The organism is Roseburia sp. 1XD42-69 (genome assembly GCF_003612565.1).
Classification (GTDB): Bacteria; Bacillota; Clostridia; order Lachnospirales; family Lachnospiraceae; genus Roseburia_B.
On sequence record NZ_RAZG01000038.1, the window covers coordinates 1 to 21,635 of the forward strand.

20 protein-coding genes are annotated in these 21,635 nt (G+C 44.6%); 2 read left to right on the top strand and 18 right to left on the bottom strand.

Features of this window, described 5'->3' with window-relative positions; all coding sequences use genetic code 11:
• A partial coding sequence (gene eno / locus D7Y06_RS15715; RefSeq protein WP_120408702.1) for a phosphopyruvate hydratase occupies nucleotides 1-920 on the bottom strand: 920 nt, incomplete at its 3' end.
• Nucleotides 921-1,074: 154 nt separating this feature from the next.
• Nucleotides 1,075-2,040, bottom strand: a complete 966-nt coding sequence (locus D7Y06_RS15720) for a bifunctional 4-hydroxy-2-oxoglutarate aldolase/2-dehydro-3-deoxy-phosphogluconate aldolase (protein ID WP_120408703.1) — start codon at nucleotides 2,038-2,040, stop codon at nucleotides 1,075-1,077.
• 250 nt (nucleotides 2,041-2,290) lie between these two features.
• On the opposite strand from D7Y06_RS15720, the gene D7Y06_RS15725 reads away from it, so the two are divergent.
• A complete protein-coding gene (locus D7Y06_RS15725) occupies nucleotides 2,291-3,061 on the top strand; it encodes an IclR family transcriptional regulator (protein WP_120408704.1) in 771 nt (256 codons plus the stop codon).
• A gap of 4 nt (nucleotides 3,062-3,065) precedes the next feature.
• On the opposite strand, the gene D7Y06_RS15730 is transcribed toward D7Y06_RS15725, so the two are convergent.
• From D7Y06_RS15730 to D7Y06_RS15795, 12 genes are all read right to left on the bottom strand, one after another.
• On the bottom strand, nucleotides 3,066-4,733 hold the full coding sequence (locus D7Y06_RS15730; RefSeq protein WP_120408705.1) for a GGDEF domain-containing protein: 1,668 nt from the start codon (nucleotides 4,731-4,733) through the stop codon (nucleotides 3,066-3,068).
• Between the two features lie 212 nt (nucleotides 4,734-4,945).
• Nucleotides 4,946-5,941 carry a dihydroxyacetone kinase subunit DhaK gene (gene dhaK / locus D7Y06_RS15735; RefSeq protein ID WP_120408706.1) on the bottom strand — a complete coding sequence of 332 codons (996 nt, stop codon included), beginning with the start codon at nucleotides 5,939-5,941 and terminating at the stop codon, nucleotides 4,946-4,948.
• A gap of 251 nt (nucleotides 5,942-6,192) precedes the next feature.
• Nucleotides 6,193-7,881: a phosphoenolpyruvate--protein phosphotransferase gene (gene ptsP / locus D7Y06_RS15745; protein ID WP_120408708.1), complete on the bottom strand. Its 1,689-nt coding sequence runs from the start codon at nucleotides 7,879-7,881 to the stop codon at nucleotides 6,193-6,195.
• Between the two features lie 30 nt (nucleotides 7,882-7,911).
• Nucleotides 7,912-8,178, bottom strand: coding sequence for an HPr family phosphocarrier protein (locus tag D7Y06_RS15750; protein WP_120408709.1), 267 nt, complete (start codon nucleotides 8,176-8,178; stop codon nucleotides 7,912-7,914).
• A 12-nt stretch (nucleotides 8,179-8,190) separates the two neighbouring features.
• Nucleotides 8,191-8,580, bottom strand: coding sequence for a dihydroxyacetone kinase phosphoryl donor subunit DhaM (gene dhaM, locus D7Y06_RS15755; protein WP_120408710.1), 390 nt, complete (start codon nucleotides 8,578-8,580; stop codon nucleotides 8,191-8,193).
• An 18-nt stretch (nucleotides 8,581-8,598) separates the two neighbouring features.
• Nucleotides 8,599-9,228 (bottom strand): dihydroxyacetone kinase subunit DhaL, encoded by a 630-nt coding sequence (dhaL, locus tag D7Y06_RS15760; protein WP_120408711.1) that lies wholly within the window; start codon nucleotides 9,226-9,228, stop codon nucleotides 8,599-8,601.
• Between the two features lie 96 nt (nucleotides 9,229-9,324).
• Nucleotides 9,325-11,205 carry a sigma 54-interacting transcriptional regulator gene (locus D7Y06_RS27665; RefSeq protein WP_256387230.1) on the bottom strand — a complete coding sequence of 627 codons (1,881 nt, stop codon included), beginning with the start codon at nucleotides 11,203-11,205 and terminating at the stop codon, nucleotides 9,325-9,327.
• A gap of 464 nt (nucleotides 11,206-11,669) precedes the next feature.
• A complete protein-coding gene (gene rpoN, locus D7Y06_RS15770) occupies nucleotides 11,670-12,950 on the bottom strand; it encodes an RNA polymerase factor sigma-54 (RefSeq protein ID WP_120408712.1) in 1,281 nt (426 codons plus the stop codon).
• A 477-nt stretch (nucleotides 12,951-13,427) separates the two neighbouring features.
• On the bottom strand, nucleotides 13,428-14,066 hold the full coding sequence (locus D7Y06_RS15780) for a TetR/AcrR family transcriptional regulator (RefSeq protein WP_120408714.1): 639 nt from the start codon (nucleotides 14,064-14,066) through the stop codon (nucleotides 13,428-13,430).
• Nucleotides 14,067-14,212: 146 nt separating this feature from the next.
• Nucleotides 14,213-15,079: a hypothetical protein gene (locus D7Y06_RS15785; RefSeq protein WP_120408715.1), complete on the bottom strand. Its 867-nt coding sequence runs from the start codon at nucleotides 15,077-15,079 to the stop codon at nucleotides 14,213-14,215.
• A 116-nt stretch (nucleotides 15,080-15,195) separates the two neighbouring features.
• Entirely contained in the window at nucleotides 15,196-16,131 is a 936-nt protein-coding gene (gene cysK, locus D7Y06_RS15790; RefSeq protein ID WP_120408716.1) for a cysteine synthase A, read from the bottom strand.
• 209 nt (nucleotides 16,132-16,340) lie between these two features.
• Nucleotides 16,341-17,819 (bottom strand): flotillin family protein, encoded by a 1,479-nt coding sequence (locus tag D7Y06_RS15795; protein ID WP_120408717.1) that lies wholly within the window; start codon nucleotides 17,817-17,819, stop codon nucleotides 16,341-16,343.
• A 186-nt stretch (nucleotides 17,820-18,005) separates the two neighbouring features.
• On the opposite strand from D7Y06_RS15795, the gene D7Y06_RS15800 reads away from it, so the two are divergent.
• Complete coding sequence (locus D7Y06_RS15800; RefSeq protein WP_120408718.1) at nucleotides 18,006-18,239, top strand: hypothetical protein; 234 nt, start codon at nucleotides 18,006-18,008, stop codon at nucleotides 18,237-18,239.
• A 68-nt stretch (nucleotides 18,240-18,307) separates the two neighbouring features.
• On the opposite strand, the gene D7Y06_RS15805 is transcribed toward D7Y06_RS15800, so the two are convergent.
• The 4 genes from D7Y06_RS15805 to D7Y06_RS15820 all read right to left on the bottom strand — a co-directional run bounded on the left by D7Y06_RS15805 (nucleotide 18,308) and on the right by D7Y06_RS15820 (nucleotide 21,625).
• On the bottom strand, nucleotides 18,308-19,036 hold the full coding sequence (locus D7Y06_RS15805; RefSeq protein ID WP_120408719.1) for a hypothetical protein: 729 nt from the start codon (nucleotides 19,034-19,036) through the stop codon (nucleotides 18,308-18,310).
• A 173-nt stretch (nucleotides 19,037-19,209) separates the two neighbouring features.
• Complete coding sequence (locus D7Y06_RS15810; RefSeq protein WP_120408720.1) at nucleotides 19,210-19,584, bottom strand: TIGR04086 family membrane protein; 375 nt, start codon at nucleotides 19,582-19,584, stop codon at nucleotides 19,210-19,212.
• 240 nt (nucleotides 19,585-19,824) lie between these two features.
• Complete coding sequence (locus tag D7Y06_RS15815; protein WP_120408721.1) at nucleotides 19,825-20,235, bottom strand: hypothetical protein; 411 nt, start codon at nucleotides 20,233-20,235, stop codon at nucleotides 19,825-19,827.
• A gap of 514 nt (nucleotides 20,236-20,749) precedes the next feature.
• Nucleotides 20,750-21,625, bottom strand: a complete 876-nt coding sequence (locus D7Y06_RS15820; RefSeq protein ID WP_120408722.1) for an aldose 1-epimerase family protein — start codon at nucleotides 21,623-21,625, stop codon at nucleotides 20,750-20,752.
• Between the last annotated feature and the right edge of the window lie 10 nt (nucleotides 21,626-21,635).

The window sequence follows — 21,635 nt, forward strand, 5'->3', positions numbered from 1 at the left end:
CAGTCGTCCTCCGCAAGACCGTCCTCAATGGAAAATATGGGAAATTCCTCCAAAAGATTTTCATAGTAGGCAATCATTTCCTGGTCATCCCGCAAAATCTTTTCTCCCCGCATCTTGCTCTCCCCGGGGAAATAGTACATACCGGTATCCTCCTGGTAAAGCTCACTGGCAGCCACATCCATGGCAAAACAGATATCTTCCCCAGGCTTATAGCCTGCCTCTTTCACCGCATCCATAAGGTAGGTCAAAACTTCCCTGGCATCTTTTAAATCCGGAGCAAATCCCCCCTCGTCCCCCACGCCGGTGGACAAATCCTTCTCCTTTAACAGCCGTTTTAAGGTGTGGTATACCTCGGAGCAGATGCGCAGCCCCTCAGAAAAGCTGCCCGCCTGGATGGGCATAATCATAAATTCCTGGAAATCCACCGTGTTCTCCGCGTGTTTTCCACCGTTTAAAATATTCATCATGGGAACGGGAAGCTGGTGGGCATACACGCCTCCCAGATACATATATAAGGGAATCTCTAAAGCCGCCGCCGCCGCTTTTGCCACCGCCATGGACACACCTAAAAGGGCATTGGCCCCCAGACGCTTTTTATTGTCCGTTCCGTCCAGTTCAATGAGGCGTTCGTCAATTTTCTTTTGATTCAACGCATTTCTTCCCACCAGCTCCTTTGCAATTTTGTCATTGATGTGGGATACTGCCTTTTTCACCCCTGCGCCGCCGTAGCGCTTATCCCCGTCCCTCAATTCCACCGCCTCAAATCTTCCTGTGGAGGCACCGGAAGGAACAGCGGCACAGCCTACAAACCGGCCTTTTCCCGGACGTTTTACCACCACTTCCGCCTCCACCGTAGGGTTTCCCCTGGAATCCATAATCTCCCGGGCAAATACTTCCTCAATTTCCAAATAGCACTTCATATTTTATACTCCTTTTATCTGTTTTTGCAGCAATTACGCCTGGCATTTATACTGCATATTTTCTCTTAGTATGTACAGACAAAATGAAAAAGATGCCAAATTCAGGCATCTTTTTCAAGTATATAAAAATTTAGGATTAGGAATTGGCTTATTTTTATTTATTCTGGGTCAAATGGATAGCAAAACCGCCGATTTCTTCTGTAAAATAGATAAACTTCAGGGTGCCGTCCTCGTTAAACTGTTTCGAGGATTCATCAAAAGTAAAGCCCCGTTTCTCCAAATGATATACCGCGCGGTCCACATAATTGGTTCCAACTGCAATATGTCCGTTTTTGCCTTTGCCCTGGCCTTTCATCACTTCAACCATCTGATTTACGAAAATAGAGCTGTTTCCCTCCGCTTTCTCCACTCCGAAAATGGAAGCAAATTTATCCGCCTGACTCTGGGCATCCCCTTCGTTTTGATTGTTGATACCCACATGTTTCATGGTAAATCCAAGCATAGTGGCCACGGCTTCTTTTGTAAGCCGAGTAATTCCCTCCCAGTCTTTTGTCTTTACCATGTCCCCGTTTACCATCCAGCTCCCACCGCAGGCGATAATCTTTTTAAAATCAAGATAGCTTGTTATATTTTTTGCGGTGATTCCTCCCGTAGGCATAAATTTCATTTTATTGTAAGGCGCAGACATGGCTTTAATCACCGGAAGTCCGCCATTGGCCTCCGCCGGAAAAAATTTAACCACCTCAAGGCCCAGCTCAATGGCCTGCTCCACATCACTGGGATTTGCACATCCGGGAGTGATGGGAATGTTTTTCTCCACGCAGTATTTCACAACTTTGGGATTTAATCCAGGGCTCACAATAAATTTTGCCCCTGCATTTACGGCCCTGTCCACCTGGTCTGTGGTAAGCACAGTTCCCGCCCCCACCAACATCTCCGGAAACTTACTTGCCATAATGCGGATGGATTCTTCCGCCGCATCTGTCCGGAAAGTAACCTCCGCACAGGGCAGTCCCCCTTCAATCAAAGCCTTAGCCAATGGCTCTGCGTCATTTGCATCATTCAATGCAATGACAGGAATAATACCGATTTTGGAAAACTCTTCTAATACCTTGTTCATAGCAATCTCCTTTTCCTGAAAAAAATTGTAAAAACCCCGTTTGTTTCATATGATGAAACCAAGTTTCATAAATTGAATCTTTAAAAAGATTATAACATTATTTTGGCAAATGTCAACCTGATTATTCTGAACCTTTTCATGCATATTTCGCAATACATCCTGGTAAAGCGCCAGGAAAAATTATTTTCTTGCCATGACCCCTGTGTTATGCTATATTGGTTTCATAATATGAAACAGAAAGGATACTGCCATGGAAGAAAAAAATCCGATTCAGTCTGCACAGCGAATTTTTCAGGTTATGGAACTTCTTGCAGAAAAAGGGGAGATGGGACTTTTGGAATTAAGCCAGGAACTGCATCTGAATAAAAGTACCGTCCACCGTATGCTCTCCTCCCTTATTTACATGGGATATGCCAGGCAAAGAGAAGATAACCAGAAATACAAATTGTCTTTTAAACTGGTAACTATGGCAGGAAAACTGTTAGAGCACACAAACATCCTTCCCATTGCAAGGCCCTATCTGGAAAACCTCTCCCGGGTGTCCGGGGAAACGGTTCATTTGGTACAGCGGGAAAACAGCAATATTCTCTACATTGACAAGGTGGAGGCAAATGTGGGCTCCATCCGCATGGTTTCCCATGTGGGCATGGCGTTTCCCATGTACTGCTCCGGGGTGGGCAAAGCCATTATGGCCACGATGGAGGAGAAAGAGCTTGCACAAATTTGGGAAGAGAGCAAAATAGAAAAAAAGACAGAACACACCATCACTGATTTTAAACACTTAAAGCAGGTTTTAGAGCAGGTGAAAAAGCAGGGGTATGCCCTGGATAATGAAGAAAATGAGCTGGGGGTCCGATGCATTGCCGCATGCCTCTATGACTATCACCGGAAAGTCAAATACGCGTTTTCCATCTCGGGCCCTGTAAGCCGCATGACAGACGGGCGCATCCAGGAACTTTCCCGGGAGGTTTTAAGAGTAAAGCGGGAATTGTCTAAGGAACTGGGGTATCAGGCAGGATAAGCCACTAAGCTTTTCCCGCCACTTCCCGGTAAAAAGCAATATTGTTTTTTCCATGATTCTTTACATAGTACATAGCGGAATCCGCTGCCTCCACGATCTCTTTGGAATTGCCCCCGTCCTCCGGAAACATGGCAATACCGATACTAGAATGCAGGGAATATTCTTTTTCATCTAAAATAAAGGGGTCTTTAAATGTGAATTTTATCATTCTGGCATAATTTTTTGCCACTTCTTCATTTTTTGCCTCCACAATAGCGGTAAATTCATCTCCTGCCAGACGGTACACCCGAAACAGGCCGTTCTCCATTTTACTGCAGCGCTTAGCTAGCTCCTTTAAAACCACATCCCCGTTATTGTGCCCTAAAGTATCATTGACATTTTTAAAACCGTCCACATCAAAAAGAATCATGCCAAAAGACTTATGCCGGTCAATTTTTTCCTGAAGCTCCTGATAAAATACAGCCCGGTTTTTAAGCCCTGTCAGCATATCATACTTCGCCTCAATCTCAAAATTGTCTTTGGCCTTCTGCAAATCATCGTTAATCCGGCTCTTTTTTTTGTTTTCCAGAATCAGGCGGATAAGGATCACTGTTATAACAATCCCCGCTGCCAAAGTAATGAGAATATAGTGCCAGTTTCTCTCCCAAAATTTTGTCTGATGATTGATAATGGTGCTGCCTTTGGGCAAGTCAGACTTCTTTATCTCAAATCTGCGCATCACATTCTCATCAAAACAGCACTCCCTGGGAGAACCCTGTATCACATCGGGCAGCTTCCCCTTTGGATTTTCAAATTCCTCTTTTAACATATTGGCCGCAAGGTATCCCATTTCCTGGTGGGATACCCGCTCTCCTCCCAGGACACCATTTCCCATTCCCAGGGAGATAACGGTAAAAACAGGAATTTGGGCATGGGAGCTAATCCACTGGGCGGCCTCTTTGCTGGTATATGCATTCCCCTCCTTATCACTGCTGCACAGAACATAAAAGAGTATGGTATCATCATTTAATTCTTCCAGTTTTTTTCCCAGTTCTTCCTTGCTGTATTCCGAAGCATTTATTTCGCTAAACTCTAACTGGGAATACTTCTTTGAAAGGCGGTAAAAATCTTCCCGCTCCCCCTCCCCTGTCATGCTGTTATCCAAAACAGCCACCACACGGTGGGCACGGGGGTAGAGTTTATAGGCCAGTTCCAGCGTATTCACATAGGAAAGTTCCTCCACCACACCGGAAATCAAAGGATCCCCGTGCCTGGCCTCCGAAGCCAGGGCCTTATTGTTTATCCCCTCAAAGGCGATGGGAATCCCGGGAAAGAGTTCCTCCCTGTGGGCCAATACAAACTGAAAAGCCGCATCATCTCCTGCAATAATGCCGTCATAGGGCTTAACCTCACACAAGTACTGACGCATAGTCTGATAAAACAACTCCATACTTTCCGGGGATGTAGCATTTTTTGTGTCCATAAACTTATAATCCACTGAAACTTCATCCAAAAATGCCTCTTTCACTCCCTCTATCTGCTGGGGGACCGTCTCCCAGCCGTAAGAGTAGGAACTGATAAATAACACCCTTTTATCCATGTCAGAGGCATGTACCTGACAAAGGGCGCCAAAACAGACAAACAGCACAAACAGTATACAAATCAGATATTTTGACTTCCCCGTTTTCACCATATCTCTTCCTCTTTTCCTATACTAAATACCGGTACTTTTATCCTATAATACCACACTTTTCAGAATTTTTACAGTATTTTTGCACAATATTTGCCCCGCATAAGAAAACTGAATCTAAAAACCCGCCCTGTCCATAAATGAATTTCAAACAGGGCGGATTTTATACAGATAGCCGTATGCTAAACTGATGGATTATTCATTTGAAAGAACCATTAAACCTGTACAAATGCCGGGGTATCGGCAGATGCATTTAAGTATTTCTTTAATTCCTCATCCAGTTTCAGAAGGGTTACAGAATAGCCCGCCATATCGATGGAAGTCATGTAATTGCCCACATAGGTTTTGGCAATTTTTATATTTTTGTCCTCCAATATCTTTGATACGGTGAGATTTGCAAGATAAAGTTCCTGCAAGGGCGTTGCTCCCAGGCCGTTTACTAAAACTGCCACTTCATCCCCCTCATTGTAAATGCCTTCCTCTAAAATTTTTCCTAAAAGATGTGCAGTGGTATCTTCCACGGAGCGGATTTTTTCTCTGTGGGTTCCCGGCTCCCCGTGGATGCCCATACCAATTTCCACCTCGTCTTCAGGCAGCTCAAAGCTTGGCTTTCCTGCGGAAGGCACGGTACAGGGTGCAAGAGCCATACCCATGCTTCTCACGTTGGCGATAACTTTTTCCGCCACGGCTTTTACCTGGGCTAAGTCTTTTCCTTCCTCCGCACATGCCCCTGCACATTTGTGTACAAAAATCGTTCCTGCGATGCCTCTTCTTCCTGTGGTCCAGGTACTGTTCTCCACTGCCACGTCATCGTTTACCACAACTTTTTCCACGGTAATCCCCTCGTCGGCAGCCATCTCAGCAGCCATTTCGAAGTTCATCACGTCCCCGGTGTAATTCTTGATGACAAGAAGGGCTCCTTTTCCTCCGTCAGCCGCTTTGATTGCCTCATACACCTGATCCGGGGTGGGAGAGGTAAACATAGCTCCGGCAACTGCCGCATCTAACATTCCTTTTCCTACAAATCCCCCGTGGGCCGGCTCATGTCCGCTTCCGCCGCCGCTTATCAAAACCACTTTTCCCTGAGAGCCCCCGGCTCTTACCAATACGTCACAGTCCTCTACCCTTTTCACATATTCCGGATGGGCCAGTACCATTCCCCGTAACATTTCATCCACGATATTGTCCGGGTTGTTAATCATTTTCTTCAATGCAGTTTCCTCCTTCTCCAATATGAAATTTATGTTTACGTTGCGATGCGTGATACTTATAATAATAAGCAAAATCTGTGCCAGCTTTTTGCAGTTTCCTCTCCAGGCCTAAGAACTTTTTCCCTGGGAAATATATCCCCTGCCCTGCTTCAAAGGGGAATACCTGCCTGGTAATTTTTCTCAAGTTGGTATTTTTTACCAACCCAGAGATATCGTTCTGGGTATGATGGTAAAATTTCCCAAGGGAATCGTTACAGCAGGCCCCTCAAATACTCCCGAACCTCCCCTGCGTCTTTCAAGCTTAAAATTTCATCCAGGCAAACGCCGCTGTCCATATTCCGAATTTGTTCTTTTACCCCGGGGGCCTGGGAGGGGCTCATGCTGAGCTCATCTATGCCAAGGGCCAAAAGGAATGGCAGCGCCAGCTTATCCCCGGCCATCTCTCCGCACATTCCCGCCCAGATTCCCGCCTCATGGGCTCTTGTTACAATTCTGTGGATGGAATGAAGCACTGCAGGGTTAAAGTAGTCATACAGGTAGCTGACAGACTGGTTTCCCCTGTCCACAGCCAAAGTGTACTGCACCAGGTCATTGGTCCCGATGCTGAAAAAGTCCACATGCTTTGCAAATACAGGGGCCATAATGGAAGCCGCCGGGGTTTCCACCATAATCCCAAGGGGAACCTCTTTTCCATAGGAAATTTTTTCTGCGTCCATCTCCCCTTTTACTTCTTCCACCAGCTTTTTCGTCTCCAGGATTTCCCAAAGGGAAGAAACCATGGGAATCATGATTCCCACTTTCCCGTATGCCCCTGCCCGCAAAATTGCCCGAAGCTGGGTTTTAAACATCTCCTTTTGGTTCAGGCAGATGCGGATGGCGCGAAATCCCAGGAAAGGGTTTTCTTCCGCAGTAAGGGAAAGGGCCTTACAGGGCTTATCTCCCCCGATATCTAAAGTACGGATAATGCAAAGATTTCCTGCGGCCTGCTCCGTTACCCCTTTATAGGCCAAAAACTGCTCCTCCTCTGTGGGCAGCTTATCCCTATCCATAAAGAGAAACTCCGTGCGGAAAAGCCCCACTCCCTCACATCCTAAGGCAATGGCTTTCTCCATATCTCCTGCCCCGCTGATATTCGCCGCCACTGTAACGCTTTTGCCGTCCTTTGTCCGGGCAGGGAGTTTTGCCCTCTCCTCCAGGAATTTTTTCTGTTCCTCCTGCTCTTTTACAAGAGCCAGGCAATGTTCCATCTCCTTTTCCGAAGGATTAAAATGAATAACGCCCTGATTGGCATCCACAATCACATTCTCCCCCTCAGAAATCTCCTCAGGGCTTAAGCTTACCCCCACCATTGTGACAAAGCCCTTGGCCTTTGCAAGAATCACCGCATGGGAGGTCTTGCTTCCGCTTTCCAGCAAAATGGCTTTTACCTGTTTTTCTGACAAAGAGGCCATCAGGGAAGGCTCTATGTCCTTTGCCCAGAGGACAATGTTATCCCCCTCCAAGGAGAACTCTTTCATGCCCAAAAGCTTCCGCAGGAAACGGTTTCCCACATCAATAATATCTTTCTGACGCTCCCTTAAGTATTCGTCATCAATATCATCAAACATGGCCTTAAAATCGGAGACGGCTTTTAATACCCCATCCGGGGCTGCCTCTCCCTGCTCTATGTAGTTTACAATAGTCTCCTTTAAAGACATATCCTCCGCTAAAAGCTGGTGGGCCTCTAAAATCTCCCCTTCGCTCTCAGAAAGCTTTTCCCTGTCTTTTAAAAGATTATTAAGGTCAGACGCGGCGCCTTGCCTGGCCTTTTCAAATCTCTCTTTCTCCCTTTCCGGGCTTTCCTTCACATACCCCTGTATCCTCTTTTCATAATCCTGGTTGAAAAAACGGATAAAGCCCGCTGCAATTCCCTCCACCACAACGCTGCCTTTGATTTCCATGCCCTCACCTCATTTCCTCTGCTTTAGCGGCTATTCTTCATGAAAGCTGTTTGCAAACATATCGTCGAGGATTTCAAAAACTTCCTCCTCATCTTCCCCCTCCACCTGAAGGGTAATTTCCGTGCCCTTTTTTGCCCCTAAAGTTGTGAGCATTAAAACACTTTTCCCGTTGGCTTTTTTGCTCCCGGAAAGAAGTGTCACAGCGCTTTTGTGCTTTCCCGCAATTTTCGCAATTTCCGCAGCGGGCCTTGCATGAAGCCCCATTTTATTATTTACCGTATAGGTCCCTGTTTTCATTTCACGCCTCCCCTAATCTAATTTGGATATCTGTTTTGCCAGTTCCGCAGCCTCCCTTACTTCTTCTAAGGTTCCCCCCACTGCGGCCTGCACCGCAGCGCTTACTGCCCCCTCCAAAATAGGTGCGTCTGCAATTTCCACTTTAATATCTTCTTCCAATAAATCAATGGCCGTCTGGGAGCTTAAAATCCCGCTGCCCAAATCCGCCAAGAGAAGCACGCCGTCCCCGTCGTCCGCCTTTTCAATCCCCTCTTTAATGCGGATGGCGTCTGTGCCGATACTTCCGTCTTCCATGCCTCCCACTGCCAGAACCCTGTGGTCTTCCCCTGCCATCTGAACCGCAAGCTCATAGATGCCCTCTGCAGCTTTTTTACTGTGGGACACAATCAAAATTCCTACCATAACCTCTTCCCTCCTTATCTATTTCAGATTGTCAAGATAAAATGCCTGTATTGCCCGTAAGGTAATAAGGGAAGATGTGGCTCCCGGATCCTGATGTCCAATGCTGCGCTCCCCTAAATAACTGGCCCGGCCCTTTGTAGCCCGGATGGTCTTTGTAAATTCCACCCCTTCTTGGGCAGCCTGGCACATTGCCTCTAAACATTCCTCCGTATCTTTTCCCACATCTATTGCCTTTGTAAGGGCGTCCATTGCAGGCTCTAATGCATCCAGCATGGTTTTCTCCCCTCTCTGGGCCTTTCCACGCATTTTTACCCCTCCGATAACTGCCTCAAGCATCTCTTTCCCGTCGGAAAGGGTGATGGAGGTCTTTCCTGCCACCGCCCCTGCGGCCTTCATGTAAGCGGTTCCATAAAGAGGGCCAGATGCCCCGCCTACTTTGGATAAAAGGGTCATCCCCACCTTTTTTAATACCTTGCCCATATCTTCCTCATCTTTTGGAAGCTGTGCAAGGACTTCCGTAAATCCCCTTGCCATGTTTACCCCGTGGTCCGCATCCCCGATTTCCCTGTCCAAATCCGTGAGAAATTCTTTGTTCTCAATAATGTCATTCCCGATTTTCTCAATGCACTGATAAATTTTTGATGCCATGTAAAAAAACCTCCTGTCTCATTTTCTCTTAGGGCACAATTCCCTATGATTTTTGTTATAATATTTATATAAGCAAAAACCATGCCAACAAATCTTTTATTCTTCCAGGTGGTATTTTCTGGCCTTGGCAGCCACGGTTTTATGGGTGAGCCCAAGGGCTTTTGCCGCCCGGTTAAAGCTCTTATATTTTTTCAGGGCTTTTTTAATAATTTCCCTCTCATAGTACTCCCAGGGCATGATTTCCTCTTCCTCCTTTGGCTCCCTTAAGGCTTTGCCGGATAAAGGCTCGCTGATATAGCCCGGCAGGTCGATTTTTTGTATCATCTGCCCCTCCGCCAAAATATTCACCCGCTCCATCACATTTTCAAGCTCCCTGATATTTCCCGGCCAGGAATAATTTACCAGGGCCGCCATCCCCTCCGGGGTAATTTTTTTTGCCGGGCGTTTTAGCTCTTCTGCAATTTTTCCCAGGAAATGGTCGCAGAGCAGGGGAATATCCTCCCTCCGCTCCCTTAAAGGGGGAAGCCAGATGGGAATCACATTGAGACGGTAGTAAAGGTCTTCCCGAAACTCCCCTTTTTCCACAAGATCTTCTAAATTCCGGTTGGTAGCGGCAATAATTCTGGCGTCCACCCGGATGGTTCTCTCATCCCCCACCCGCTGGAACTCCTTTTTCTGGATAACCCGGAGCATCTTTGCCTGCATAGCCTTATCCAATTCCCCGATTTCATCTAAAAATATGGTACCCTTGTCCGCCAGCTCAAATTTTCCAACTTTTGTCTTTATGGCTCCCGTGTAAGCCCCCCGCACATGGCCGAACATCTCGCTCTCCAAAAGGTTTTCCGGGATTGCCGCACAGTTTACCCGGATAAAAGGCTTATCCTTTCTCTCACTGGAATAATGAATAGCCTCCGCCACCAGCTCTTTCCCTGTGCCGCTCTCCCCACGAATCAGCACGTTAAAATTATTCTCCGCCGTTTTTGCCGCCATTTTCATAGCGTCATATAATTTGCTGCTGACCCCCACCATGCGGTTAAAGGCAGGATTTAACTTCTGCCTCCTGTTTAACTCCTCCTCCAAATATTCCGTCTTGGCGGAGAGACGGCTGATTTTGTCCATAAGTTCCTGAATCTCACTTAAGCTTTTCACCACGGAAATCCCCTCCATGGCCTGCCTGTTTGCAAAGGTATAGGCCACCTGCATAAGTTTTGACACATCCAAAACACTGCTGATGGCCCCTATCACCTGATGGTTCTCCACAATGGGGGTAGTGTTTATCACAATGTTTACCTCCCCGATGGTCTTTGCATAACCCAGCACAGGTTTCCCCGTATCTATCACTTCCGGCAGTTTGGACTGGGGAAAAACCTCTGTCACCTTTTTTCCCAGCACTTCCTTTGGGGGAATCCCAAAGATTTTCTCCGCCTGGCGGTTATAAATAATCACAGTGTAGCGGCTGTCTGCCACCACAAGCCCTGTCTCAATATTGCTGTAAATATTTTCCGCTGTGATGGCGTTATCCTGCAAAAGGGTATCCACCTGGCCAAGCTCCACAGGGCTCATGGAAAAATCGCTCTCCAAAAGCGCTTTCATCTCTTTTGCGGCCTCCTTTGCCCCCTCCCCCACTGTGACAAGATATATTTCCTCATTCTGGCGGATTTTTAAGGCTGTCACCAAAAGAATACTGGTTAAAGGCACATTATGCATCCCTTCCCTGCGGATGTAAAAAGTCACCTTGTGCTCTTTCTGCAGATTGTCCGCCTTCTGTACAACCATGGCCGCCACCCTGACATGCAGCCCGTTTTTACAGTTAATCTTTACTCTCTCCTCCACTGTTTTCCCCATTCTCCTGCTCCTCTTTACCTGTTTCTCCATCTGGATTTTTACAGGCTGCCGTATTGGCGCCAGTACATGAACTAACACCGCAAAAGCATGGGGCTTATTCCCCGGCTGATGCGGCGTTAGTTTATTCATCATGAATGTGTTTTCAAGTTTATCTTACCATACCTCCCCTCATTAATCTATAAGATATTTTTTGAATTTCTTATATAACAATTACAGAAACATATTCCTGATTCGATTGTGCACTTATAATATTTCTTTTTCATTAATCCAATCCTCATGTCTCTTGCATAATCCAATCAATCCAATGGGATCCGTTGCATATAAATACAGATTACCTCGATTTGCAATCCAGTTCTATTCATTCACACTTCCATCATTGGTGCGCTCAATACATTCGAGTGATTTTCTATGCTGTTTCATCGTCCACGATCATAATCAAATGGAAATTAGAACTATCATATAATGAATTTGACACCGGGATATATCATTTTCATCAAAGGCAAATTCATCAGAAAATTGGATAATTTTTCCTCCATATTTTGTCCGGCATCTCTTTGCCGCCTGTCTTTCGTAATATCACTAAAGATTTCGGGAGCCTACAGAAAACTTTTTCTCATCTGGGTATTTGGAATCTGAAGCTGCTCCCTGTATTTCGCCACTGTCCTTCTGGAAATACAATCTCCCTGCTCCGATAAAATCTTTGCAATGCCTGCATCGGAAAGGGGCTTTTTCTTATCCTCCCCGTCAATAATTTCCTGAATCCTTCCCTTCACATTGCAAAAAGCACCTTCCGGCCCTTTGTAAGAAAAAAAGTATTTCATCTCAAAAACACCCCACCTGCACTCTAAATACTTATCCTTTACCGCCCTGCTTACCGTGGACTCATGCATGTTTAACCCCTGGGCAATATCCATAAGGTTCATGGGCCTTAAATATCCCCTGCCCTTTTCAAAAAACTCTTCCTGCCGCTCCACCAAAGCCTCCGTTACGGCAAAAAGCGTCTCCTCCCGCTTTCCCACATTTTTCAAAAACATTTTCGCCCTGTTATACTGCTCTTTTAAGTACCCGCTCTCCTCTTTTCCCTGAAACTGGGTGAGGAGGGGGAGATTTTCCCTGGAAAGCTCCAAAGAAGGAATTTTCTCTTTATTTAAAAATATCCGGTAATTTTCCCCCTGTTTTTTTACCGTCACGTCTGGATAGAGAAAGAGATTTCTTTCCCGGCCATACCCGTATCCCCGCCCCGGAACCGGCTCCAATTTTTTTATGTACGCTATCCCCTCCGCGGCTTCCTCCAGGGAAAATCCTGTCTCCCTGCAGATTTTTGGAAGTTTATTTTTTGCAATGTCCATAAGATGCCCCTCCGCCAAAAGCCTTGCCTTTTTGGTGTTTTCATCTTTCCCTGTAAGCTGTAAAAGAAGGCACTCCCTTAAATCCCTGGCAAAAACCCCCGGGGGGTCAAATCCCTGTAAAAAACCAAGGGTTTTCTCCCCCTCCTCTTTAGAAATGCCAATTCTTTGGGAAATCTCCCCCACATCTATTTTCAGATATCCGGATTCCTCCATGCACTCTATAAAAAAGTCCGCAATGCCCTGCTCCCTGGGGGAAAGCCCTTTTGTGATAAGCTGCATTTTCAAATACTCTTTTAACCCCGGCCCACTGCTCTTTTCGTCCGCTAAGGCATTGACATAGGACTGGTAGGCCCTAACCTCTCCCCTTTTTTTTCCGTACTCCAACATGGGGTTTGACAAAACCTCCTCCTCAATGCACTGATTCAGTTCCTCCGCCCCCATCTGCAGAATATGTAACGCCTGCTCCATCTGCGGCGTTAAAATTAACTGCTGCCTTTGTGAAAAGGAAACATCCATCCCGATCTGCATACTTTCCCCCCATTTGCCCCTGTAAATATTTTTCCCCTTACATATAAGAAAGGGCAGGAAAATTTTCCCGCCTGTGGTGGTCTTATGAACATTCTTAACAAATCTTTTTGCCCGTTTACTTTATTATTTAGTATATCAGAAAATACCTAATCCTTCAATCAGAAAATATGGAAATCTCCCGTCTTTTGGCCTTATTATCAACTGAAATATTATTGCTTCAGGCATTGCAAAATAGGCTCAATATATTTTTTAATGTTCTGCCTAGAACAGCCCAGCAAAGTTCCTAATTGGGTAAATGTCATGGGTTCCTCTGATTGTCTGAGGATTGACAATAGCATAAACTGTTTTAAGGATACCTGGGGAATACGGTTATCAAACAGTGCCTGCAGCCTATTTCCCGCAATAAATATTGTGCTGAAAATAGCCTTCCCTCGGTTTTCCGTGGAATCTGAAAATTTCCGATTTTACCTATGGGCTTCATTCCCCCTTAACTGCTATGGAACAATACAGCATTTGAAAGCCATACTCTAAAAACCGGATTTTTGATAATCCCATTGTCTTTTTTATGTATTCTTCTTTATTTGCCGCAAGCTGAATCAACCCGGACAGCATACCCCAAAAATTAAAAATAACGGGCATGATTTCCAGATTGTGGCGCAAATCACCTTTCTCCATACCGGATATTAAAAACTCCTTTAGCTTTTCATTTATCTCTTCCCCTATCCGGTAGGTCTCTTTTTCTTCGGGAAGATAATCACAACTTTCAAAATCAATATTGATTTTATCCAATGCCGTTTTGAAGTAAAACGGAAACTCCTCCTGGTACTGAACCAATCCACGGCAAATGAAACGATATCGTTCTTTTGTGGTTTCCTGCTGCTCTAACGCAGAAACAATGTAATTGTAAAGTTTTTTCATGCTATCCAGCACTAAGATACCGACTATTTCCTCTTTGTTCTCAAAATATACATATAAAGTCGCTTTGCTATATCCGGCTGCTTTTGCTATATCGTCCATTGATGTGGCTGCAATGCCTTTTTCCATAAATAATGCCGATGCAGCAGAAGCAATTTTTTCCCGGTGTACGCTTTTCGGCTCTTTTTTTCTCCGTCCCATTGTCTGCCTCCTTTTTAATGAAACTCAGAGTTCAATCATTGTAGTTGTAAGATATTATGTCAACTGATTTTAGCCAAAAGAAAAGACATGTGCTTTTTGCATATGCCTTTTCCAATGATCATGCAATGTTTCGTTTTTCATTGGGATTAACTCACAAAAGAAATCTGAAATCTCTGCCGGACTGCCTCATCTTCCTGAAAAAATTTTACAACATTGTTATCCCTAGTCTGCACCCTGTCCTTTGCTCCGGGCAGATTCCCTTTTGCCGCCGACCTTACCGTACTATTTGCCTCCCCTAAAGAAGAAGACTGGAATGCCCTTGCCCTTTGTTCCCTCTTCTCCATCTTTTCAAGCTCAGCCTGTTTTTTTCCTGTATCAGCGCCGTATCTCTCATCCTGGCTGATTTCTCCCTTTAAAATAACAACGCCTTCCTTCATTCTGGCTATGACAACTCCCTGGCGGTCTGCCTGCTGTATGGAATGATTTGCCGATACCATGGCATGCATCTCTTTATGGGATAATCCGGCGTCTTCTTTTGTATCAGTTTCTATGTTTTCTTTCGATTCGTCCTCTGTTTCCACACTGCCCTTGCCTTCGGGATTTTTTTCCTCTTTTAAGATAACAGTGCCGTCGCTATTTTTTGTCAGCACAGTTTCCTGACGTTTTGCCTGCTCCTCCCTGTCTGACGCTTCCTCTTTTTCCGTCTTATCCGGGGACAACTCCTTTTCTTCCTGCATCTTTGCCAGCATAGCTTCTCTTTTCTGTGATTTCAGAAGTTTTTCCTGATGCAGTTTCAGTTTTATATTAAGGCCGGATATTTCTTTTTGAAGCTTTTTCCGTTCATCCGCCATTTCGCTGGGAGAATATTCTTCCTTTGAAGGCAGTTTCTGCATCTTTTGCTGTACATCAGTAATCTCTTTTTGTATGCTTTTACTTTTCGTGTCCGTCATACCTGTGGGGTTCATCTGCATATCTGACATGCAGTTCCATGATGATACTCTGCCAATTCCCATAACACAATCTCCTTTCCCATATATTTTCCCGTTGCTCTTACCTATATTTTACTATCTTTTGCAGGTAAAATGCAAGTTTATTTTCTAATTTCCGGGAATCATGCATAATCATCCTATTAATCCTGAAACAGCGGGGTGGATAAATACCTGTCTCCCGAATCGGGAAGCAATACCACAATCGTCTTCCCTTTATTTTCCGGCCTGCCTGCAAGAATTGCCGCCGCCTTAAGGGCCGCACCGGATGAGATTCCTACAAGAATGCCTTCGCTTACGGCAAAGGCCCTGCTTTCTGCAAAGGCATCTTTATTTTCAATGGCAAGAACCTCATCATACACTTTTGTGTTAAGCACCTCCGGTACAAATCCTGCCCCGATTCCCTGAATCATATGTGCTCCCGGAGTTCCCTTTGACAAAACAGGGCTTCCCGCCGGCTCAACGGCCACGACTTTCACATTAGGGTTCTTCTCTTTTAAGTATTCTCCTACCCCGGTAATAGATCCGCCGGTTCCCACCCCGGCCACGAATATGTCAACCTTTCCTTCCGTCTGCTCCCAGATTTCCGGCCCTGTGACAGCCTTATGCACTGCCGGGTTTGCCGGATTTACAAACTGACCTAAAATAACTGCCCCCTCAATTTCCTTGGACAGTTCTTCCGCCTTTGCAATGGCCCCTTTCATTCCTTTGGCTCCCTCTGTAAGTACCAGTTCTGCGCCATAGGCTTTTAAAAGGTTTCTTCTCTCAACACTCATGGTATCCGGCAGAGTAAGAATTGTCCTATATCCCTTTGCCGCTGCAACCGCCGCCAGGCCGATGCCGGTATTTCCACTGGTAGGCTCGATAATGACCGCCCCTTCTTTCAACAGCCCCTTCCTTTCCCCATCCTCAATCATTGCCAGGGCAACACGGTCTTTTACAGAACCTGCGGGATTTAAATATTCCAGTTTTGCAAGAATCGTTGCATCTCCTATACCCGCCTTCTTTGCATATCCATTCAGTTTCAGAATCGGGGTTCCCCCGATTAATTCCAGTGCGCTTTCTTTTATTTGGCTCATAATCTTTTCCTCCTCAATTCCTACTTGTTTAATAGGCTTTAATTTATGATAAAATTATATGTTTCCCTTCTTCTATTGTCAACAGTTTTTTACATTTATCTGAGATATTTATCTGAGACAAACAAAAAACAGGGCTAAATCAACACACTCCTTTAAATTCCTTAATTTAGCCCTGCATGCATCAGTATAACCCCCCGGAGGTATAAGCTCTACTCTGATTTCTGGGAAAATTCCACCCCGGAAACATTTAAGTTATGATTTACCTTTGCATCATATGTAGAAGCTTTCATAACTTCCGTCAAATCAAAACCGGTGGTCTCTTTTACCGCCTCTATGGTTTTCTTTAAAATGGCAGGGGTATAGTCTCCCATGGAGGAAACCCCTGCCCCGTCCCCGCTGTCAATGATGGTTACTTTATCGATTGCCGCCAAAGGCTCCGCCACAGCTTTTGCCATCTCGGGAAGCATATTTACAATCATCTCCACCATAGCTGCCTGGCCGTACTGCTTCATAGCCTCCGCCTTCTTCAAAAGGGCCTCCGCCTCCGCTTCTCCCTTTGCCCTGGTGGCAGCAGCTTCCGCCTCTCCCTCCCTCTGGATTGCGGCAGCATTTCTCTCTTTTGCCTCCGCAGCTTTCTCAATCTCGTATTTCTTGGCGTCCGCATCCGCCTGCCTTGCGGCCAAATCCGCCTTTGCTTTCTGCTCCGCAGCATACCTCTGGGCGTCCGCCGCCTGCTCTTTTGCATATTTCTCCGCTTCCGCCCGCTTTCTGATTTCTGCGTTTAAAACCTGTTCCTGGGCCTCAACTTCCTTGCCCTTTAACTCATTGTCCTTCTCCTGCTTTGCAATATCCGCCTCGGTTTTTGCAACTTCAATCACCTTGCGCTGCTGTTCTTTCTGAATACTGTAGGCTGCGTCGGCCTCCGCCTTCTTGGAGTCCGCCACAATCTGAAGCTCTGACTGTTTTAAGGCCAGCTCATTATTTTTCTCCGCTATTGCAGTATCCGCTGCAACCCTGGCGTCGTTGGATTCCTTTTCCGCCCTTGCCCTGGCGACGTTAATCTCTTTTTCGGACTCCGCCCGGGAAATGGCAGCTTCCTTTTTAATTTTCACTATATTGTCCACACCAAGGTTTTCAATCACCTGATTGTCATCCACAAAATTCTGCACATTAAAACTGATAATGTCAAGACCCATTTCCGCCAAATCCGGCTCTGCGTTTTCTTTCACCAGATTTGCAAACTTCTGCCTGTCGTTTACCATCTCCTCCAGGCGCATTTTTCCCACGATTTCCCGGACATTTCCCTCTAACACTTCCTTTGCCACACTCCCCACGTAATCCGGCTTTTTATTTAGGAAATTCTGGGCCGCCAGCTTTAATTTATCCGGCTTATCACTGATTTTTACATTTACCGTGGCATCCACCATAATATTAATGTAATCCGCTGTGGGCACAGAGGAACTGGTTTTTACGTCAATGGAAATCAACTGTAAACTCAGCACATCCTTCCGCTCTAAGAAAGGTATTTTAATCCCCGCCCTCCCAATTAACGTCCTGGCATTTTTCCTCAGGCCGGAAATCAAAATTGCCTGGTCCGGCGCCGCTTTTACATAACCGCACATCAGGATAACCAAAACAAGTACCACAATCAGTGTAATCAAAATCTTCGGCAGTATACTCTCCAACATAACAAAATCCTCCTTTTTCTTTTTGTATCATTATAGTATATCAGAAGGAAAGAATGATTACAAACGCCTAACATACATAATTTTAAAAAAATATCCGCAATTTGCACACAAATGTGAAAACCAGTATATACAAAAGCAGATTCGTCTGCTATACTTATATTGATAATTTTGTTACGGAGGAGAAATATGTTTAAAATCCATAAAAAACCCAACAGAGAAAAAATACCCAGAACCATAAGTTTCACGGATGATATGTTTCAGACACTCAAGGCCATTGCAGACCACGAAGGCATCTCCTTAAGCTCCCTGGTACTACAGTGCTGCCAATATGCAATGGACAACTATGACAAAGAAGAACTGGAAAAAAGAATCAAAGAACTGGAGGAAAAAGAATTGAAAGCGGTAAATACAGGGGAATAAAAAACTTTCCGGCAGAATATTTATATAAATTTACAGAAAGTTTTCCCCTGCCCGCCGGGCACGCATTATCAGCAGTTCCCACAAGTCTTCTTCGGATGCTTCTGGGAATAGTAAAAAGCAGGCATGGATTCAAAAGCGATTCCCTCCTCCTTGCACAACTGATAAAAGTCTCCCTTTTTTCCCTGCTTTTCCCAGTCAAAATAAATATGGTACAGTTTTTCGTAATAGGCAAAATCTTCCGCCAAGCCCTGCTCCACTGAATTTTCTGAAAGTATTTTCTTCGCCATCTCCACGGTATCCTCAAATTCTTTTCTGGTAATCAGGCAACCCTCTGGAAAGTGATGCTGCCCCCACCACAAAACATCTACCTGTTCTCCAAAATAAGCATCCACCGTCTGCTGGTCACACTGGTCATGTGCATAAGCCTTCTCTAAAATATAGTATGGGTTTTTCTCACCCTCTGGGCCGCCGGGATTATAGTACTTTCCAAAAATCTGAAAGGCCCAGCGCATCTGCGGCATTTTATTTTCTTCGCATTCCCGGTTAAAATAGTGGTACAGCAATTCTGACAGTTGAAAAGGCAAATGGCGCCTAGGTAAATTTTCCCCAGGAAATTTTATCTCATCAATATAATCCCTGCAAAAATGAAACAGGATATCATCTGCTTCATCCCGGGATATATCTTTTTTAAAGTGCTCTGTAAACTGAAATAAAAAACGGTTTGCCTGCTTTTTTAATCCCTGGCTGCGAAGTTCCCAATATTTTTTAATTTCTGTAACAAACTCTTCATAACTCATAAAATACTTTTACTCCTTTGTTTCTTTGCCTTATTATACCACAAAAGAAAGGATAATTAAAGCCTTGAACACACTTCCCCCCAGATTATCTACACATTCTGCGAATAAACTTTTACTTCTTTAAAGATAGATAACCGCCCCGCCATTTGGCGGGGTAAAACCTTATAAGACAACTACGACAACATCCCTCCCACTGTACCGGAAGCCAGGCAGAGCACAGCCGTAGTGAATAAATGCATCACATCCTCGTCCAACCCCTTATGGAGTATAAGAGACACGCCAAAAAGAATTGCAAAATACACTGCCCCTATGAGAAACCCCCATAAAAATTTCCGGCTTTTTGCCCTCTTTCCTATGAGAAATCCCCCGGCAAAACCACTGACAATATACACTGCAATCAGCCAGACACGAAATACTGTCTCGGAGATTTCCATGCGGAACAACATAAAAGCCAAAAGAAGTAAAAGCAGTAAAGTAATCACATACATGACAAATAGGATTTTTATAAAATCCCCGGTGAGATTTTTTTCTTTTTCTGTTTTTTCCATAAAATTACCCCCTTGGCACATCTTATGAAATGCCGTGGGGTAGTATGACAAAAATGTATTTCACTAAGCCGAAGGGGATGAATTTCTGTTCATCCCCTGATGATTTCTTCTGTATCATGAATTCCATAAAAACAAATTGGAAAAATTTTATTAAATGGTGATACTAATTTTGTGGGTACTAAAATCCTCCGTCTCTTTTTTGCCTTATCTCCAGTTCCTCTTTCTCGGCCTTATGCTCTTTTACCTTTTTCCTTCTTCCCCTCCTTCTGTTTCTCCAGGCGTTCCTCCATGCCTTTCTTCATTCTCTCCACATTTGTCATTTCCGTCTCCGTCACAGAATATACGGTCTTTATCTTCCTCATTCTCATAATGCTTTATGACACAAGTCCTGGATGTCCAAAAACGCAGATTTTTACTGCTGGACTTTACATTTTTTACCGTATAATTTTCCTGGGACATATTTATACGAATTTCATTCACGCCGTAATCCTTTGTCTTAATATGGACTGCCACGTCTTTCCAGTTAAAACGCATCCCTTCCACAGTGTAACCTGTTTCCGGTACTGCCTCCTCCGCCCTCAAAGATATATCATTCATTGAAAATCCCAAAAATAACATACAAAAGCACAAGATCTTTCCTATTTTTTTCATTGTAACACGTCCTTTCTTCTTATTTTACTGCATCTACACATATCACGATTTCCATCCACGCCTCGGATTTCAGGTATTTATCCCAGTAGCAGATTGACACATGCGTGTACGCTGTTTTATATTTGTATTCATCACGATATCTGACTAACTCTCTGCTTCCCGGTTTTACCTCATATGTCACATGTTCCCATATAAATACTTTTAGTATACGTAATTCCCTGCTTTTTTGTATTTACTGTATTTTTCACCTTTGCTGATACTCCCTGAGAATTTACACAGCAAAAAATGGATAGCACCATAGCAAATATCATACAAGCTGATATTTTTCACTGAAAATATCGTTGATATGATAAAAAATACGTTATTATTGGTAAAACTAACCTATTTTTGCCAAAATCAACCCCAGTGTTTTGAAAGATACACTACATAACAAAAGGCTTCCGTCACGCAACACGTGTCGAAAACCTTTCTGCTTTTTTCAAATATTCTGTTTCAATGATATTTTCCACAATGCCTAAGAAAACGTAATCTTATAATTCTTTTCAAAAACCTCATTCGGCGGCAATTTCTGTCCCCACTCCCTCTCCTTTAACTCCCCTGCAAAACTTTCCCTGTCGCACCTGCCGTACCAGGGTTCAATACACACAAAGGGCGCATCCCCTCCCGGCGTCCAGATCCCAAATAAAGGCGCATCAAAACTCACCGTCACATAAGGTTTCCCTTCCGTGTCCACCAAGGAAACTTCACTGGCCTGGTAATCTTCGATAATATATACACCCTCATCAAAGAAATCCTCCGTAAACACTGCAAGGCCGTCATGGAGTTTCAGCTCACTTTTTGAATTTAACATTAAACCGTCACCGTTTATCCTGGAATAGAGCACATCGCTTTTGGCATTTAATTTCATGCCGTATCCCGTCATGCTCTCCTCCCCATACATGGGGCAGTTGAAAGCCGGATGGGCGCCGATGGAGAAATACATTTCTTTTTCCTCTTCCTCATTGATTACCTTCCACATCACTGTGAGGGAATTTCCCGAAAGCTCATATCCAATCTCTAAGGTAAAATCAAAGGGATAGGCCTTTAAGGTATCTGCATCCGATTTTAACTGAAATACCGCCTTATCTTCATTTCTAAAAATCATGGTAAATTCCTTATCCCTGGCAAATCCGTGCTGGGACATGGGAAAGGTTTCTCCATCATACTCATAAGAGTGGCCCTTTAAGGAACCCACCAGGGGAAAAAGGACAGGGGAGGTTCTTTTCCAGTATTTTTCATCTGCACACCACATATATTCCCTGTTATCTTCCCTAGATTTTACGGATTTAAGCTCTGCGCCAAAGCTCTCGATTTCCACCGAAAGCTGTTCATTTTTTAACATAACTCTCATTTTTTCTTTC

What these genes read in the sequence shown, in the direction of transcription:
- D7Y06_RS15720 (WP_120408703.1), bottom strand. Translation starts at nt 2,040, where the DNA reads ATGAACAAGGTATTAGAAGAGTTTTCCAAAATCGGTATTATTCCTGTC.
- D7Y06_RS15725 (WP_120408704.1), top strand. Translation starts at nt 2,291, where the DNA reads ATGGAAGAAAAAAATCCGATTCAGTCTGCACAGCGAATTTTTCAGGTT.
- D7Y06_RS15730 (WP_120408705.1), bottom strand. Translation starts at nt 4,733, where the DNA reads ATGGTGAAAACGGGGAAGTCAAAATATCTGATTTGTATACTGTTTGTG.
- ptsP (WP_120408708.1), bottom strand. Translation starts at nt 7,881, where the DNA reads ATGGAAATCAAAGGCAGCGTTGTGGTGGAGGGAATTGCAGCGGGCTTT.
- D7Y06_RS15750 (WP_120408709.1), bottom strand. Translation starts at nt 8,178, where the DNA reads ATGAAAACAGGGACCTATACGGTAAATAATAAAATGGGGCTTCATGCA.
- dhaM (WP_120408710.1), bottom strand. Translation starts at nt 8,580, where the DNA reads ATGGTAGGAATTTTGATTGTGTCCCACAGTAAAAAAGCTGCAGAGGGC.
- dhaL (WP_120408711.1), bottom strand. Translation starts at nt 9,228, where the DNA reads ATGGCATCAAAAATTTATCAGTGCATTGAGAAAATCGGGAATGACATT.
- D7Y06_RS27665 (WP_256387230.1), bottom strand. Translation starts at nt 11,205, where the DNA reads ATGATGAATAAACTAACGCCGCATCAGCCGGGGAATAAGCCCCATGCT.
- rpoN (WP_120408712.1), bottom strand. Translation starts at nt 12,950, where the DNA reads ATGCAGATCGGGATGGATGTTTCCTTTTCACAAAGGCAGCAGTTAATT.
- D7Y06_RS15780 (WP_120408714.1), bottom strand. Translation starts at nt 14,066, where the DNA reads ATGGGACGGAGAAAAAAAGAGCCGAAAAGCGTACACCGGGAAAAAATT.
- D7Y06_RS15785 (WP_120408715.1), bottom strand. Translation starts at nt 15,079, where the DNA reads ATGGGAATTGGCAGAGTATCATCATGGAACTGCATGTCAGATATGCAG.
- cysK (WP_120408716.1), bottom strand. Translation starts at nt 16,131, where the DNA reads ATGAGCCAAATAAAAGAAAGCGCACTGGAATTAATCGGGGGAACCCCG.
- D7Y06_RS15795 (WP_120408717.1), bottom strand. Translation starts at nt 17,819, where the DNA reads ATGTTGGAGAGTATACTGCCGAAGATTTTGATTACACTGATTGTGGTA.
- D7Y06_RS15800 (WP_120408718.1), top strand. Translation starts at nt 18,006, where the DNA reads ATGTTTAAAATCCATAAAAAACCCAACAGAGAAAAAATACCCAGAACC.
- D7Y06_RS15805 (WP_120408719.1), bottom strand. Translation starts at nt 19,036, where the DNA reads ATGAGTTATGAAGAGTTTGTTACAGAAATTAAAAAATATTGGGAACTT.
- D7Y06_RS15810 (WP_120408720.1), bottom strand. Translation starts at nt 19,584, where the DNA reads ATGGAAAAAACAGAAAAAGAAAAAAATCTCACCGGGGATTTTATAAAA.
- D7Y06_RS15815 (WP_120408721.1), bottom strand. Translation starts at nt 20,235, where the DNA reads ATGAAAAAAATAGGAAAGATCTTGTGCTTTTGTATGTTATTTTTGGGA.
- D7Y06_RS15820 (WP_120408722.1), bottom strand. Translation starts at nt 21,625, where the DNA reads ATGAGAGTTATGTTAAAAAATGAACAGCTTTCGGTGGAAATCGAGAGC.